A 15,564-nucleotide genomic window follows, 5' to 3' on the forward strand; every position below is an offset into this window, starting at 1 on the left:
TTTCAAAAATATTAAAAAGATTCAAAAAAAAACATACGCAAAAATGCGTAATTATTTGGGAGAATCTGTAACTGTTATTTTAGTTCCGTTGCCCTTTAAATTTTCAATTGTAAAAAACATCCCTATATTTCGTGAGCGTTCCTCCATATTATTTAGTCCATAGGAGTCAACAGCATTATTTTTTGTAAAACCTACTCCATTGTCTTCAACGCTAATTTCAAAATAATCGGTACTGATAATACTTATTTTCACTTTGTTTGCGTGTGAATGTTTCATAATATTTTGGCAAGCTTCCTGTATAATTCGAAAAATATTACTCGCTTCTGTTGTGCTCAGAATTTTATTGTTCACAATATTTTCTTCAAAAGAGACCTTTATATTGGTGTTTTTAAAAATATTTAGCGCATATTGTTTTACATAATCAAAAGATGATTCTGCGGCAATTTTATCATTATTGAGTACCCAAATTGTCTGTCGCAGTAAACTCAAAATATTTTCTGCATTTGCCTTTAAATCTTTGATTTGATTGCTATTGAGTTGTTTATCGGAAGTAGAAATGTGATCAATTTTTGCAATAAGACTGTTTGCATAAGCACCGATATTATCGTGTAAATCGCGGGAGATGTCGATTCTCTGCTCATTAAGTTTTTTATCATTTTCAGATTTTGCCAAAACGTAATTCATCTCCAATTCTTTAGAAATCATATTATTTCGCACTGCAACCACCGAATAGATAAATGGAAAATAGATCGGCATTCCTATCAAATCGAGATACATTTGTGGAACATGGAACAGATAAGTCGCTATAGTGGCAATAATTAAAAAGGAAAATAAACTGAAAATCATGTAATTAAGAAATTCATTCGCCCAATTTTTTCGAATTCTTTTCTGTACATAAAAGGGATCATTTGGGTTAAGATGAAATTTTTTCAGCCATATTTTTGACTTTACAAAATAATAAAGAGGAATAATTATTACCGCTGTATTAACACTATTATAAGGCAAATACGACCCAGCTGCCATTTGCTTCATGATACTTATTTTTTCTTCCGGTGAACAAAAATTATAGAGAATTCCTCCCAAAAAAGCAATTATCGGTATTATGATGTGGGGTACAACATTCTTTATATGAGTGTCATTGATCTCTGTAACATAGAAATAAATGGCCGGACCAAAAAGAAAAGGAACACCCATTAAGGCGAAATGTAATCCGAGTAAATGGTAGTTTTCGAAGTAGAAAATGAGCAGATTTCCGGTGCAATTAACAATAACTATTAAAAAGATGACAGAAAAAGAAATGCGAACCCGCATTTTTTCTTTTTTATTGAGTAAAGTTGGCAGAATTAAAAGAATGAGAACTAAAATGACCGTTATGTTCAGAATTAATACGACAGGATCTTTATAATTCATAATGAGGATTTTTAGTAAAAAAAATAATTCTTTATTACCTAATAATAAAGAATTAAAATTAACAAATTATAGCGAAAAATGAATGAGCTCAGGAAAAAAATACTGAATTTTTTAACGCCCAATTTTAAACCACTAAAAATCCGAATTACGTCTGCGTTGGAAAAAAGAATTTAAATCATCCCTTGAAAACATAGTAAAGGTTTATTTTTAGCTGACCAAAACTTCACCTGTCATTATTTCAGGAATTTCAATTCCCATCACTTTTAAAATTGATGGAGCAACATCACCTAATTTTCCGGGTTTTAGATTCCAGGTCTGATCTTTATCCATTACAATTAAAGGAACAAGATTGGTAGAATGTTGCGTATTGGGAGTTCCATCTGGGTTGATCATCACATCCGAATTACCGTGATCCGCTAAAATGAAAACAGCATAACCATGTTCGTAGGCTGCATTAGCAACTTTACTGATACACTTATCTACAACTTCTGCGGCCTGTACTGCAGCGGAAAAAACGCCGGTGTGTCCTACCATATCGGTATTTGCAAAATTCAGACAAATAAAATCTGCACTTTCGTTTTCAATTTCTGGAAGAATTTTTTCTGTAATATCATAAGCTGCCATTTCAGGCTTGAAATCGTACGTTGGAACGTCTTTCGGACTTGGACAAAGTAGCCTTCTTTCTCCTACGAACTGCGCTTCTTGGCCACCCGAAAAGAAAAAAGTTACGTGTGGATATTTTTCTGTTTCCGCGACTCTGATTTGAGTTTTTCCATTTTTTTCCAGAATTTCACCCATTGTTTGATGGAGAACTTCTTCGTCGAAAACGACTTTTACATTTTTGAAATTTTTATCGTAATTCGTCATTGTCACATAATACAGATTAAGATGATGCATCCCATAATCTGGTAAATCATGCTGCGATAGAACTTCTGTAATTTCGCGTCCACGGTCAGTTCTGAAATTAAAGCAGAAAACCACGTCATCATTTTCGATCTTGGCCACGGGTAAATTGCTCTCTTTCAGGCAAATCATTGGCTTAAGAAATTCGTCTGTGATTCCATTTTCGTAAGCTTTTGTAATGGATGATAAAATATCGTGAGTTTGTTCACCCACACCATTTACCATTGCATCATACGCCAATTTTACACGTTCCCATCTTTTGTCCCGGTCCATCGCATAGTATCTTCCGACAACTGTTGCTAATTTTCCGGTAGTTGTTGCCATGTGATCAAGAATTTCTTTTATGCATCCTTCCCCAGAATGAGGATCACAATCTCGACCATCGGTAAAAGCGTGAACATAAACATGATCTTGTAATCCATTTTCATGCGCGGCAGTCAAAAGTCCTTTGAGGTGATTGATGTGCGAATGTACACCGCCATCAGAAAGCAAACCAATGAAGTGAATATTTTTCTTGTTTTTTAAAGCATAATCAAATGCTGCGGTAATCACGTTTTCTTTTCCTAAAGTGGCGTTTTCTACAGCAATGTTAAGTTTTACAAGATTTTGGTAAACCACACGTCCAGCTCCCAAATTCATATGTCCAACTTCAGAATTTCCCATCTGACCAAAGGGTAATCCTACCGCAATACCGCTTGCTTCAAGTGTTGTATGGGGAAAATTCTGATAACATGAATCGATAAAAGGAGTATTTGCTTGATCGATTGCAGAGACTTTTGAATCAGTGCCAATTCCCCATCCGTCGAGAATAGCCAAGATTGCTTTTTTTGACATTTTTTTAAATTTTATAGTACAAATTTAATGAATAATGCGCTATTTTCCTAGATTATGGCTTTTGAATTTCAGAAGTTAAAATTTTTTCAAACGCTTTTCTAGGACTTCCTCGAAAATGTACTTCGCCGCAATACGAGTATTGTAGTCGATCGAGAATTTTTAGCATTTGAATATTATCGAAATTGGTGTCAACTTTAATACTGAAGATTTGTTTGGCTTTAACAAATTCTTCAATTTTTAGAAATAAGGCGGTAGCGATTCCTTTACCTAAAAACTTTTCCGAGATTGCGACCCGATGGATCACTGCGTAATTTCCGTTGCTCAACCATTTTCCCTCTATATTTTCATAAGCCTCCTCACCATCAAAAATAATTGCAGAATAACCCACAATTTCATTTTTCAGTTCTAAGACGAATCCTACTTTATTCTGAATGTCGATTAATGGTGTTTCCGCATTAGGATAACCATCTTGCCACTGATTGCTGCCGTCTTCTTTGCGTCGTTGAACTGCTTGTTTTAGAATTTCCCAGATGATTTTCTGGTCTGAAATCTGTGCGCTCCTTAAAGTAAAATCTTCTTGCAAATCTTGCATTTGATATTTTTTTATTGAACAAATTTACTTAAGATTTCTTGAAATGATTCTTCAAAAATTGAAATTTATTTTGTGTAATTTTAAAAAAAATTAAGATGATCAAAAAACTGGTTGTGCTTTCTGGAGCGGGAATTTCGGCAGAAAGCGGTGTTAAAACTTTCAGAGATTCTAACGGTTTGTGGGAAAACCATCGCATCGAAGATGTTGCAAGTCCCGAAGGTTTTCAAAGAAACCCGCAAATGGTTTTGGATTTTTATAATGCAAGAAGAAAACAGTTGCAAGAAGTGAAGCCCAATGAGGCACATCTGCTCTTAGCAAAACTTGAAGAGTATTTCGAGGTGCATATCATTACGCAAAATGTAGACGATTTACATGAGCGAGGAGGATCATCGAGGATTATCCATTTGCATGGTGAGCTGAAAAAAGCGCGGCCAATAGATTCTGAAAGTGAAACAATTGTTTGGGAAAACGATTTGAATTTGGGTGACCTTAATTCTAAGGGAGTTCAATTGCGTCCTCATATTGTATGGTTTGGCGAGATGGTTCCAGAAATGGATCAAGCGGTGAAAATTGCAGAAACTGCGGATATTTTTCTGGTTATTGGAACATCGATGCAGGTTTATCCAGCGGCAAGTTTAATTCAGTTTATTCCCGATCATTGTGAAGTTTTTGTGATTGATCCGAATCTTGACCAAAATTTTGTGGCGGCAGATCATTTTCTTAAAACTTCTGCTACTGATGGAATGCGAAAATTAATCGAAATTTTGTTGAAGTAGGAACTTTTTTGGGAGCACTTTTGATTGAACTGGTGCAATTGCAAGTACGATCAAACCTATACAGCAGCTTATTGAAATGAAAAAACCGGTTAAAAAACCGGCCTTCTCTTTTCATCATTTGTGAATTGTGTACTGCAAAACTATACTATTATTTGAGGTGAAACAAGGGTGAAAACACCCTTTTTTCAAATAATATTATTTCTAATGGCAAATAATACAACACCTACTCTCGTTTTAACATTCAATTTTATAAAAACAGAGTCCCGATAACCGTCTATTGTTCTGGGACTCAAACTCATTTGGTCTGCAATTTCTCGATAAGTTAGTTCGGAGCATGATAGTTTAATGAACTCCAACTCGCGACTCTTAAAGGAATCATTTAAATTTTGTACAAGCTTCTCTTCTGTTTTTATTTTTAGCAAACTTTGGGTTAATAAATCAGTATAAAAAGTGCCTTGTTTATGTACAATATCAATGGCATCAAATAAGATATCCGGCGACATATCTTTCAGCAAATAACCTTTCGCGCCCGCTTTGAGCATTCTTATTATTGTAGTTTCGTTATCTTCCATGGTCAGTGCAATAACTTTTATGTTGGGAAATTCCTTCGAAACTTCTTGTGTTGCTTCGATTCCGTTTTTAATGGGCATATTAATATCCATTAAAACAACATCGGGATGATCTGTTGTGGTTCTCAACTGATCCATAAAATCCTGACCATTGAAGCAGTTCATCGTTACTTTAAAATTTACATTAAAAGAGATTAAATTTTCAAGTGCTTTCGAAACTAACTTATGATCATCTACAATTGCAATTTTTATCGTTTCCATGGTTTTTTATTTGTTATAGGTAATCAAAACCTTTGTACCTATTTTTTCAGAAGAATTGATCTCAAATTTAGCATTGATCACTTTTGCACGACTGATCAAGTTTTTTAGACCGCTTCCGTTGTTTACTCTATCCATATTAAATCCGATTCCTGTATCGTTAATTTTAAAGTTGATTCGATCTTGATCATCAAACACAATTAATTCAATGCATTTCGACCTAGAATGCTTGATGACATTATTGATACATTCCTGTATAATCCTGAATAAAATAAGCGCATGACTGGAGTTGATCTCTAAGTCCCGATTATTAATATCATAATGAACTTCCAGGAGCTGAAATCTTTGAATTCTAAAAATTTCGCGTTCCAAAGATTCAATAAAACCAAAATGTTCTACTTGCTTGGTTATGAAAACTTTCGATATATTTCTAATATCCTGAATGCACTCCCCGATTAAAAGGTTGATCTCATTTGCAATTATTTTATTATCGCTTTCGGTAGAATATGATAATTTATTGGTCATCAATCTTGCGACCGAAAGTTTCTGGCCCAAATCATCGTGAAGTTCTTGTCCAATATAATTTAAGGTCTGTTCTTTGATCTCCACCTGTGAATTTGCAAGTTCTTGTTCAAAGGTAGCTTCTTTTATTTTTTGTAATAAAATTAATTGTGATTTTTTTTTGATAAAAACGCTATAGATTGCTACCATCATCAAAACCACTAACAAAATCATGAAAGTGGTTAGAATAAGTAAGAAATCCATTTCAGAAAATTTCATCACTCAAAAAATTAAATATCTCTTTTCGCCTTTAAAATACCCAAAAGCAAAATGGTATATCCCGCTACATTTACCAGGAATAATAATACAAAAAATATATTAAGGTTAATCAAATTGGTTGCAGTATAACTGATAACAAGCAGCGGTAAAACTCCTAAATAAGTGACGAGCAAACTGATGCAAACCCAGAAAGGAAAATAGTGACCTAATCCCAAAATTTTATCCGAATTAAATGTCTGTGACATGACTAAAAAAATACTTCCCGACAATAAAACCACTTCCAGAAAATAACTGAAAAAGGGAAATATTGTAAAGAAGTTCTCAAAAACCATTGCTGAGACCAAATAATTCAGTAGAAATAAAACAATCAATGAAAAATTAATCTTTTTCAGCTTCTTCGAAAGGAGAATACTCTGAAAATAGAGCAAAAACAGCAGAAACACAAAGAAATTAATTCCGATGACGTATAAAATTGAAGAATTAAAAGTTTTATCAAAAAAACGCTGTACAGTGCAAAAAATTTCAATAAATGTTAAAATTGTAAGTGCTGCAATAAAATAAGAACTTCCCTTCTCTAACTGTCTTCGTTTTACTACTAAAAGCAATAAACAAATGACCATCAGAAAAGCAACAAAAGATCCGGCTATTTCTCTATTCCAAACCATTGCAATCTTAAAAAGGTGGTGTTACATTCATATAATTCAAATCTGGGATCTCATCTGATTTTGGGGATCCTTCCTTATTGATGCTCTTATTTTGGTTTTCATCTAAATCTGTTGGAGAAAAAAATATCATTTGATAACCTAGATATTCTGGGTTAAGTTTCGGATCTTTCAGGTTTTCGGGATATTTCCCAAGCGTCACCCGAACTCCTTTGTTTGTAATTCCTCTTTTTTCCATTTCCTCATCAATGAGTTTTAGATATTCTTTTAGCACCTCTAAATCAATACTATACGTTTTTGAATCCGGTTTAGATGCAGGTCTTCTGCTATTGATTTCGACATAATTAGTTCTCATGTATTCCTCTGCTAGAATAATACTTTGATCGGGACTCATTAGGTGCTTTTCTAAATTGCTCATGTTTTTTTTTTTAGTTTAAACAAATGTATCATTAATAAGGATTACAAAATAGGGTTAAATCACCCTAAAATTGAAAAATTTAAAAAAGATTTCTCTTTTCTTTTTAAAAATTTGTAATTCATCATTAAAATTGGTAATTTTCAAGATTAATGTGCGAAAGTCCTTTTAGAAGAATAATATGAATAACGATCTGACCCAATTTTCGGAAATAACACGTAATTATAAAAAAATAGCCTCGGAATTACCAGCATCAGTTCAGCTAGTTGCAGTTTCTAAAACTCATCCTGCGTCTATTGTTCAACATATTTATGATCAAGGACAAAAAGTTTTCGGCGAAAATAAAGTACAAGAATTGGTAGAAAAGCAAGCGATTTTGCCCAAAGATATACAGTGGCATTTGATTGGTCATTTGCAAAAAAACAAAGTGAAATATATCGCACCATTCATCGATACCATTCAAAGTGTAGATTCTGAAAAACTGTTAGAAGAAATCGACCGACAAGCCGAAAAAAACAACCGAAAAATTAAAGTTTTGCTTCAGCTAAAAATTGCAGAAGAAGAAACAAAATTTGGACTCGAAATTCATGAAGCCAAAGAAATTTTCAGCAATTATTTGAACGGAAAATTTCCCAATATTGAAGTGACCGGTTTAATGGGAATGGCCACGTTTACAGAAGATAAAGATCAAGTGAAGAAAGAATTTACTTATTTAAAGCAAATTTTTGATAAATTGTCATTTCAAAGAAAACTAGAAACTTTATCGATGGGGATGAGTGATGATTATCCTGTAGCCATCGAATGTGGCGCAAATTCTGTTCGCGTTGGTTCCGCCATTTTTGGGCACCGAAACTATAATTTATAGTATTTGAAGGTATGATTATTGCTACCTGTTCTGCAAATTTTAAACTCAATTTTTACAAAATTAATAAATTCCAATAAATGCAAAAAATCTTAATAGTTGAAGATGAAAAAGCCATTTCAGGGGTACTTCAAAGTATTCTTAGTGATGAGCTTCCGGATTATGAATTCGTCATTGCCGAGGATGGTCTAGAAGGTTTAAAACAAATTGAAAAAGAAGATTTCATTTTGGTTGTTTCTGATATTAAAATGCCAAAACTTTCTGGAACTGAATTGCTGAAACAAGCACTTCAAATTAAACCAGATACTACTTTTGTTATGATTTCAGGTCACGCAGATATCGATACTGCGGTAGATTGCCTGAAAATAGGCGCGTATGATTTTATCTCAAAACCAATTGATATTAACCGATTGATAACGAGTGTGAAGAATGCACTTGACAAAAGAATTTTACAAAAAACCAATCAGAATTTAAAGGTTGAAAATACAACTTTAAAGAAAAAAGTCAACAAAAAATATCAGATGATCGGCGAATCCCCTGCTTTGAAAAAAATTCAGGATATGATTGAAAAAGTTGCGGCTTCTGATGCAAGAGTATTGATTACAGGACCAAATGGTGCTGGAAAAGAATTGGTAGCACACGCCATTCACGCGCAAAGCGACCGAAGCAAAGGTCCCATGATTGAAGTAAATTGTGCTGCGATTCCTTCAGATTTAATTGAATCTGAATTGTTTGGACACGTAAAAGGAAGTTTTACCGGAGCCATAAAAGATAAACAAGGAAAATTTGAACTCGCCAATAATGGAACCATTTTTTTAGATGAAATCGGCGATATGACATTGATTGCGCAAGCAAAAGTTCTGCGCGCCTTGCAAGAAAGCAAAGTTTCGCCGGTTGGAAGCGACAAAGAAATCAGGGTTGATGTGCGAATTTTAGCCGCAACCAACAAAAATATGAAGCAAGAAATCGAGTCCGGAAAATTTCGGGAAGATTTGTACCACCGACTTTCTGTAATTGAAATTTACGTTCCACCGTTGGATGAAAGAAAAGAAGATATTAAAATGTTAGTCGAGCATTTTTCTAAAATCATTTCTGAAGAACACGGCACAGTAAAAAAAGAGTTTGATGAACAAGCCATTAAAAGCTTAGAAAATTTCTCCTGGACAGGAAATATCCGAGAATTGCGAAATGTGGTTGAACGTTTAATTATTTTAGGATCGAATCCCGTTTCTGCGGATGATGTCGCCAGTTTTGTGAGAAAATAAATAAGTAGAATCTAACAAAGTTTGTAAAAGTTTGCAGTATTTTTGCCGCAAACTTTTTTTATTGTCTATGAAATTCCTTAATCCTAAATATACAAAGGCGAGTTTAACCCTTGCTTTGCCTGTAATGCTCACTCAAGTGGGGCAGGTTTCCGTGAATCTTTTTGATAATATCATTGTTGGAAAATTATTGGGTGCTCAAGCTTTAGCTTCGGTTTCCTTAGGAAATGCCGTTTTCTTTTCAATCTTTGTATTTGCGTTGGGATTTTCTTTTGCAATTCCGCCATTGGTTTCCGAGGCGCATTCACAGGAAAAACACAGTGTGATCAATTCTGTTTTTAGACATGGTTTTGTAATCAATTTGGGAATTGGACTTCTTTTGATGATTGTGCTTCTGCTTTGTCTTCCACTTCTCTATCATATGGATCAACCAAAAGAAATTATTCCCGATACCATCGGCTTTTTAGGAATAATGACGCTGAGTATTTTGCCTTTTATGGTTTTTCAGACCTTGCGCGAAGTTTCAGAAGGATTATCTTATACTTTAGGCGTTACCAAAGCAACCATCATTGCAAATGTCATCAATATTATTTTGAATTATGTTTTCATTAAGGGAATGTTCGGAATTGCACCAATGGGCGTTGAAGGTTCGGCTTTAGCCAGTTTAATCGCCAGAATTTTCATGATGGTTTTCCTTTATTATGTGCTTTTGAAAGAGCCAAAAACGCGGAGATATATTAAAGATTTCTCGTTGAAAGTCGTTGGATTTTCAAAAGAAATGTTTACAAAAATGTTGAAGATTGGTTTTCCCACTTCTTTACAAATGTTTTTCGAGGTTACGGCTTTTGCAGCTGCAGCTTTTATTTGCGGTCTGGTTTCCTCGAAAGATATTGCATCTCATCAAATTGCGCTTTCCATGGCGTCGTTTACCTTTAATTTATGTATTGGTTTCAGTGTGGCTTCAACCGTGATGATTGGGCGAAAATTAGGCGAAAAAAATTATACGGAATTAAAAGAAGTCGGCATTAATAATATGAAATTGGTTTTCATTTTCATGTTTGCTTGCGGCGTGTTCTTTATTCTTGGAAGACATATTTTACCGACTTTTTTTACAAAAAAAGAAGATGTAGAAGTTATTCAATTGGCTGCGAAATTAATGATCATTGCCGCCTTATTTCAGCTTTCAGATGGAGTTCAGGTGGTTGCATTAGGTTGTCTCCGCGGAATTCAGGATGTGAAAATTCCATCGATTATCACATTTATCGCCTATTGGGTGATCACCATTCCTTTGGGATATATACTTTGTGTGCCTCTGAAAATGGGTGCTTTCGGAATGTGGATCGCGCTTGGTTTGGGCTTGACGGTTTCTGCCATCCTTCTTGTTCACCGTTTTCTGAAACTTTCTCAGCGGAAAATAGAGACAGCAAATAGCAGTTCTTTTTAGGCTTTACGGACACGATGCAATCCTGCGGCAGCAGAGATTATTTGATATAGAATTGGCAGATAACCCTATCATTGATGTGACGAAAACGAATGGGTTTTAGAAGTATGGTCATTATCATAAGGAGGAATAGTTTTGCTCAAAGTCAGGAGACTTAATGCAGTGGGACAAATTATTCAGTAATGAAAACCACCCCGACTTTTTCCTATCGGAAAAGCCCACCCCTCCAAGGGAGGGGAATTTTTTTACCCACAATCGCTCTCACAAAAAAAAGTACAACGTGTAAACATTGCACTTTAATTTAAAATTTAAAATCTGTAATCCCTCCTACTCTGTCACCCAAATTTTATAGGCGGCGGACACACTCGGATCGGGGTTCTGCAGCAGTACGTATTCTGCGGCGTCACTGGGATTGAGGTTCAGGGATTTTCTCGTCACATACGCGCCGGCGTTTACTGTTACAGGCACCCCGTTGAGCACCGCAGCATCGGTGGACAGTGCAAAAGTAAGCGGTACAGTTCCCAGATTTTGGATCTCGAAACTGCGTGAAGGAAGGTAAGGAATAGTAGCTACTACTGCGATGCTGGCTGCAGAGATCCGACCCTCATAATCCGCCGGCGTTTGGCTGCCGGTACCGTCTATGCTGCGCGCACCCAGGTAGCCCACGTGCAAACTGGGATTGGTCGCCTGAAAAATCCCCATCACTTTGTCCAGCTTATTGCGCACCAGATCATCCGTAGCCTCCATTTCTTTTTCCAGATCAGCCAGCGCTTTGCTGCGTTCATTGATCTGTCCGCGCGGACTTTGGATATTGTCCAGATAAATTTCCGACGCCGCTGCAGCTGCAGAAAGATCTGTGGGTAAGACCCCAAAAGGTGCAAGATCCGTCATAATGGGCATGGCTTCCTTGATGATGAGCTGCGCGAAGGTATAAAAATCATTATCCCGCATATAACCCATGTTACTCAAGGATTCATCGCATTTTTCGGCGAGGATGCTGTTGCCGTTAACACTCGCATAAGCGACAATGGCAGTGCTGAGTTTCAGAATCTTTTGGGTGAGGTTGGTTCGTTTGGTCTGTTTATCCACCGTATATCCCGTGATATCCGTATCTACGATGGTCGCGAGGGCCAGTACGGTGTTTACCTGATCATCCAGTTCGGTTTGTAGACTGGCTACCATGGGAATTGCAGCGGTTTCATCAGCGTGATGGGTAAGGTAGAACTGTACTTTTTGGTACATGCTGAGTTTGTTTTCTAAATTGTTTTCCATATCATTTGGTTTTAAGTGTTAATACTTCAAATTTATAAAATTATTTCCTATAAAAATAGTGAATAAACTAATACTATTTAAAGTATTGCCCTATTATAAGTAATACTTTCACTTTTTAGCGCTTGCCTGAACAATTTGAGTGATGTGAAAGGATCGATATTTCATCTGAATGACCCGCTTTAAGACAACCATTTAGTGTACTTTGCTTCGGAGACTTAATTTTTAGTATTGGAAAGTAATATATATGTTACGAAGACTAACTATTTAGAATAGGAGAATAAATCTTTAGAAGCGGGTTCTAAGTCTTTAGAATTGGGAAGTAAATCTTTAGAATTGGGGATTTATTTTTTAGAATTGGAGAGTGAATTTTTAGAAGCGGAGATTAAATCTTTAGGATCGGGGCTTAAATCCATTTAATTGGGCTACATTTGTTATAAATAATACCATTATGTTTGTATTTCAAATCCGGGAATATTTTCTCCAAAAGGGCATGAAGCCCTCTGTCTATACGCTGATGAAGATGGGCATTGCCCAGAAATCTGCTTATAATTATCTTTCGGGCAAGGCGATGAGCATCCGTCCCGATCATTTGTACAAAATGTGTACGTTCCTGAACTGCACGCCCAAGGAACTGCTGCGCCTGGATCTGCCGGAAGATGATGCGAGTCTGGAAAACCACCCGCTGAAAGAGTGGGCAAAAAAACCCAGAGCCTTTCCGCTGCAGGAGTTTCAGGATCTTACGCCCGCTCAACTGGAAGCGGCACAAGCGGCGATCCGGAGGATTATTGAGGGCAACTGATTGGTGCTGTTTATTGGGGATGTTTTAATATATTTGAAAAAAAATAAAGCTCAACTTCAGTTGAGCAAACACAACGAATATTTGTTGTATTTGCTCAATTAATTATAAAAAGGTTGAGGATATAAGAAAGTTACCCGCAATTTTAAAAAACAACCGTCAAAAATTGAAAAAACAAATATGAAAAGAACTCTATTTTTTGCATCATTACTAATTTTAACTTCATGTATCTCAATTGCAAAAACAATCTATGGAATTAAAGATCCAAAGATAGAAACAAAAGAATCAATACAAAAATATGCTAATTCTATTGATATGAATTCGCAAAATATACTCTTAGTAAAAGACAAAAATGCTTATAAGCCAATGCTCCAAGAATTTCAAAGAAGTATACCTGAAGCAGTATTATTTGACTCTAATGGAAATAGAGTAACATATAAAAGCAATTCACAGGATTGCAATGCAGGTCTTTTTGCTACAATTCCAAAACTAACTCCTAACACTAAATTGGAACAACAATCAGGAAAGAACTTAAATGATTTTACGGAAAATCTTGTTAATTTAAATAACAATAAAGTTGAAAACTTACCTAAAGCAGACTTTTATCTTTTTCTAAATTGGGCGAAATTTATGGGGAAATTAAATAAAGATCATGTGAGGATATGGGAAGAATTAGCAAAAAACAATAAAGATGTCAATATTGCTGTCTATAAAGTGAACATGGATTTTTTAGATACATGGGATTTAAAAGACAAAAATTTCAAAATGATAACTAAATAAAAAAACTGCGGGTAACAAGATATTTCTACAAGCGGGTATGAAGTTTTCAATTGAAGATTTTAGCAATCAATTAAGCTTTTAGCAAGTAGAAAGTTTTCGTATTTTCATCCCGCCTGCAGAAATACCCAACCGTTAGCTGTAATTTCAAAACGATATGACATTAAAACATTACTCTTTTTTATTTATTTTTCTGAATTTTGGTCTTTCTTTTAGCCAAACAAAATTACCTTTTGACGAAAATTTATTATTAAAATTAACAATGGATTATAATAAAGATACAATTTTTCCAACATACAGTAAGTCGAATTTTGTTTATGTAAATTTAAAAACTAAAGATACTTTGTTCAATAAAAAATTTAAAGAAGCCTATCCTTTCGTTAAAAATTCGGCTCTAATTTTTGATGAAAAAACTAATTCATATAATATTATTGATAGAAATGGAGATTTTAAGTTTAAAGAAGGAACTTTACAAAAGATATTAGAAACAAATCATCCCTATAAATCTGTTATTAGATTTCTTAAATTCGAAGATAATTCACAACAAATATTTCTTTATGATTTATATGAAAGTAAAATTGTAAACGAATATATTAAGCCAAATATTTGTGCAGAATCTGTTCCTCCTCCAGTAATTGAAAAATTAACTAACGGAAAATATTCTTTAATTCTAGATAATGGAAAAAAAGTAACTTATGATTTTATAAAAGCATTGAATTCATATGGTTATATTGTTAAAAAGAATAATTTATTTGGTGCAATAGATTATAAAACAGGGAAGGTAATTATACCAATTCTGTATAACAATTATGCTGAAATTAATACATCACAAATTATAGCTTTAAAGAAAGGTAACATATGGTATTATTATGGATTTACGTTATTAAAAAGTAAATATTTATTTTCTATTTTTTTCCCACAAGATGAATTTGACAAAAGGTTTGGCATTTATAAAAATCAAAAGGGATATAACATATTATTTAAAGACCATTCAACTTTACCACAAGAATTTGATTGGATTTCTGATAATGGAATTTTAGCTAAAAAAAATCACAACTTCTACTTTATTCAATTTAACTCAAAAAATATAATTCCTTATTATAAAAACTAAAAAGAAACTACAGCTAACATCATATTGGCAAAATGCGGGAGGAAGTGCAAAATTGAAAAGCAGAAATATTATTCCGCTCATGCTTTTCAATTTTGCAATTTTTTGTAAGTTCGTTTCATGGAAAAAATATCTGCAACGTTTGGTCGTTCTTGAACTAAAATTCTTCGAAAGCCCGCACTTCGCCAATACTTTTTCCGTTATGCGACATTTTATGAAAACAAAAATCCTTTCAATAATCTTGATAATATTTACAAAATTATTATTTTCTCAAAGCAATGTTCCTAGTGATTATAAAAAAATACCGGACAGTTTATATAATAAAACGAAATTGTATAAATTCATAGTTCCAAAAGAAAATTACAGTTACTGGAAAGTTGTTAATAAAGAATCACAATTACCTGAAACATTAATTTATCAAACAGGAAGTTTAAAAAATTTAATTGACGCAATTTTACAGGAAGACGGTTTTTTTTATGAATGTGAACCTTCGGGTTGTTTTTCGTACATAGTCGCATATAAAAAAGAAATCCCCGAATATTTTAAAACTGAAACGGAGTTACAGAATTTTATCGGAGAAATTGATAATTTACCCGAAGCTCTTTTGTTAGCAAGGACTTATGATTTTTGGTTCGATAGAAAACAAATAATTGGCGGAGCTTATAAGATAGATTCTAAATATGTTTACTTGTATTTATCAAAATTTAGCAGTTGCCCTGTAAACAAGGAATCATTCATCATAAAAATTAATAGAAAAAATAAAGAAATTAAATATCAAAGCAACGGAGTATATTATAAATCAAATGATTGCTACACATCTTAAAAAAAACGTCGCATAACAAGATAT

16 protein-coding genes are annotated in these 15,564 nt (G+C 34.2%); 8 read left to right on the forward strand and 8 right to left on the reverse strand.

What is annotated here, in order from left to right:
• Window positions 1-51 precede the first annotated feature (51 nt).
• From BW932_RS04550 to BW932_RS04560, 3 genes are all read right to left on the reverse strand, one after another.
• On the reverse strand, window positions 52-1,410 hold the full coding sequence (locus tag BW932_RS04550; protein WP_076385815.1) for a sensor histidine kinase: 1,359 nt from the start codon (window positions 1,408-1,410) through the stop codon (window positions 52-54).
• A gap of 207 nt (window positions 1,411-1,617) precedes the next feature.
• Complete coding sequence (gene gpmI / locus BW932_RS04555; RefSeq protein WP_076385817.1) at window positions 1,618-3,147, reverse strand: 2,3-bisphosphoglycerate-independent phosphoglycerate mutase; 1,530 nt, start codon at window positions 3,145-3,147, stop codon at window positions 1,618-1,620.
• 52 nt (window positions 3,148-3,199) lie between these two features.
• Window positions 3,200-3,739, reverse strand: a complete 540-nt coding sequence (locus BW932_RS04560; RefSeq protein WP_076385819.1) for a GNAT family N-acetyltransferase — start codon at window positions 3,737-3,739, stop codon at window positions 3,200-3,202.
• A 95-nt stretch (window positions 3,740-3,834) separates the two neighbouring features.
• Between BW932_RS04560 and BW932_RS04565 the strand changes: the two genes are divergently transcribed.
• Window positions 3,835-4,515 carry an SIR2 family NAD-dependent protein deacylase gene (locus BW932_RS04565; protein WP_076385821.1) on the forward strand — a complete coding sequence of 227 codons (681 nt, stop codon included), beginning with the start codon at window positions 3,835-3,837 and terminating at the stop codon, window positions 4,513-4,515.
• 185 nt (window positions 4,516-4,700) lie between these two features.
• On the opposite strand, the gene BW932_RS04570 is transcribed toward BW932_RS04565, so the two are convergent.
• From BW932_RS04570 to BW932_RS04585, 4 genes are read right to left on the reverse strand one after another with little or no spacing between them, the layout of a single operon-like run.
• Window positions 4,701-5,345 carry a response regulator transcription factor gene (locus BW932_RS04570; RefSeq protein ID WP_076385823.1) on the reverse strand — a complete coding sequence of 215 codons (645 nt, stop codon included), beginning with the start codon at window positions 5,343-5,345 and terminating at the stop codon, window positions 4,701-4,703.
• A 6-nt stretch (window positions 5,346-5,351) separates the two neighbouring features.
• Entirely contained in the window at window positions 5,352-6,107 is a 756-nt protein-coding gene (locus BW932_RS04575) for a sensor histidine kinase (protein WP_159436418.1), read from the reverse strand.
• Window positions 6,108-6,133: 26 nt separating this feature from the next.
• Entirely contained in the window at window positions 6,134-6,787 is a 654-nt protein-coding gene (locus BW932_RS04580; protein WP_076385827.1) for a hypothetical protein, read from the reverse strand.
• A gap of 7 nt (window positions 6,788-6,794) precedes the next feature.
• Window positions 6,795-7,202, reverse strand: coding sequence for a hypothetical protein (locus tag BW932_RS04585; RefSeq protein WP_076385829.1), 408 nt, complete (start codon window positions 7,200-7,202; stop codon window positions 6,795-6,797).
• A gap of 178 nt (window positions 7,203-7,380) precedes the next feature.
• On the opposite strand from BW932_RS04585, the gene BW932_RS04590 reads away from it, so the two are divergent.
• From BW932_RS04590 to BW932_RS04600, 3 genes are all read left to right on the forward strand, one after another.
• On the forward strand, window positions 7,381-8,064 hold the full coding sequence (locus BW932_RS04590) for a YggS family pyridoxal phosphate-dependent enzyme (RefSeq protein WP_076385831.1): 684 nt from the start codon (window positions 7,381-7,383) through the stop codon (window positions 8,062-8,064).
• A 77-nt stretch (window positions 8,065-8,141) separates the two neighbouring features.
• Window positions 8,142-9,326 (forward strand): sigma-54-dependent transcriptional regulator, encoded by a 1,185-nt coding sequence (locus tag BW932_RS04595; protein WP_076385833.1) that lies wholly within the window; start codon window positions 8,142-8,144, stop codon window positions 9,324-9,326.
• A gap of 67 nt (window positions 9,327-9,393) precedes the next feature.
• On the forward strand, window positions 9,394-10,767 hold the full coding sequence (locus tag BW932_RS04600) for an MATE family efflux transporter (protein WP_076385835.1): 1,374 nt from the start codon (window positions 9,394-9,396) through the stop codon (window positions 10,765-10,767).
• Between the two features lie 324 nt (window positions 10,768-11,091).
• On the opposite strand, the gene BW932_RS04605 is transcribed toward BW932_RS04600, so the two are convergent.
• Window positions 11,092-12,036, reverse strand: coding sequence for a hypothetical protein (locus BW932_RS04605; protein ID WP_076385837.1), 945 nt, complete (start codon window positions 12,034-12,036; stop codon window positions 11,092-11,094).
• 448 nt (window positions 12,037-12,484) lie between these two features.
• Here BW932_RS04605 and BW932_RS04610 point away from each other — a divergent pair, with 448 nt between their 5' ends.
• The 4 genes from BW932_RS04610 to BW932_RS04625 all read left to right on the forward strand — a co-directional run bounded on the left by BW932_RS04610 (window position 12,485) and on the right by BW932_RS04625 (window position 15,540).
• Window positions 12,485-12,835 carry a helix-turn-helix domain-containing protein gene (locus BW932_RS04610; protein WP_076385839.1) on the forward strand — a complete coding sequence of 117 codons (351 nt, stop codon included), beginning with the start codon at window positions 12,485-12,487 and terminating at the stop codon, window positions 12,833-12,835.
• A 177-nt stretch (window positions 12,836-13,012) separates the two neighbouring features.
• Window positions 13,013-13,612: a hypothetical protein gene (locus BW932_RS04615; RefSeq protein WP_076385841.1), complete on the forward strand. Its 600-nt coding sequence runs from the start codon at window positions 13,013-13,015 to the stop codon at window positions 13,610-13,612.
• Window positions 13,613-13,766: 154 nt separating this feature from the next.
• A complete protein-coding gene (locus BW932_RS04620) occupies window positions 13,767-14,720 on the forward strand; it encodes a hypothetical protein (protein ID WP_143745501.1) in 954 nt (317 codons plus the stop codon).
• 211 nt (window positions 14,721-14,931) lie between these two features.
• Window positions 14,932-15,540, forward strand: coding sequence for a hypothetical protein (locus tag BW932_RS04625; RefSeq protein WP_159436419.1), 609 nt, complete (start codon window positions 14,932-14,934; stop codon window positions 15,538-15,540).
• Window positions 15,541-15,564 lie beyond the last annotated feature (24 nt).

The sequence above is a fragment of the Kaistella chaponensis genome (assembly GCF_900156725.1).
GTDB lineage: Bacteria > Bacteroidota > Bacteroidia > Flavobacteriales > Weeksellaceae > Kaistella > Kaistella chaponensis.

Coding starts and splice junctions, on each gene's coding strand:
- BW932_RS04550 (WP_076385815.1), bottom strand. CDS start 1,410: ATGAATTATAAAGATCCTGTCGTATTAATTCTGAACATAACGGTCATT.
- gpmI (WP_076385817.1), bottom strand. CDS start 3,147: ATGTCAAAAAAAGCAATCTTGGCTATTCTCGACGGATGGGGAATTGGC.
- BW932_RS04560 (WP_076385819.1), bottom strand. CDS start 3,739: ATGCAAGATTTGCAAGAAGATTTTACTTTAAGGAGCGCACAGATTTCA.
- BW932_RS04565 (WP_076385821.1), top strand. CDS start 3,835: ATGATCAAAAAACTGGTTGTGCTTTCTGGAGCGGGAATTTCGGCAGAA.
- BW932_RS04570 (WP_076385823.1), bottom strand. CDS start 5,345: ATGGAAACGATAAAAATTGCAATTGTAGATGATCATAAGTTAGTTTCG.
- BW932_RS04575 (WP_159436418.1), bottom strand. CDS start 6,107: ATGGATTTCTTACTTATTCTAACCACTTTCATGATTTTGTTAGTGGTT.
- BW932_RS04580 (WP_076385827.1), bottom strand. CDS start 6,787: ATGGTTTGGAATAGAGAAATAGCCGGATCTTTTGTTGCTTTTCTGATG.
- BW932_RS04585 (WP_076385829.1), bottom strand. CDS start 7,202: ATGAGCAATTTAGAAAAGCACCTAATGAGTCCCGATCAAAGTATTATT.
- BW932_RS04590 (WP_076385831.1), top strand. CDS start 7,381: ATGAATAACGATCTGACCCAATTTTCGGAAATAACACGTAATTATAAA.
- BW932_RS04595 (WP_076385833.1), top strand. CDS start 8,142: ATGCAAAAAATCTTAATAGTTGAAGATGAAAAAGCCATTTCAGGGGTA.
- BW932_RS04600 (WP_076385835.1), top strand. CDS start 9,394: ATGAAATTCCTTAATCCTAAATATACAAAGGCGAGTTTAACCCTTGCT.
- BW932_RS04605 (WP_076385837.1), bottom strand. CDS start 12,036: ATGGAAAACAATTTAGAAAACAAACTCAGCATGTACCAAAAAGTACAG.
- BW932_RS04610 (WP_076385839.1), top strand. CDS start 12,485: ATGTTTGTATTTCAAATCCGGGAATATTTTCTCCAAAAGGGCATGAAG.
- BW932_RS04615 (WP_076385841.1), top strand. CDS start 13,013: ATGAAAAGAACTCTATTTTTTGCATCATTACTAATTTTAACTTCATGT.
- BW932_RS04620 (WP_143745501.1), top strand. CDS start 13,767: ATGACATTAAAACATTACTCTTTTTTATTTATTTTTCTGAATTTTGGT.
- BW932_RS04625 (WP_159436419.1), top strand. CDS start 14,932: ATGAAAACAAAAATCCTTTCAATAATCTTGATAATATTTACAAAATTA.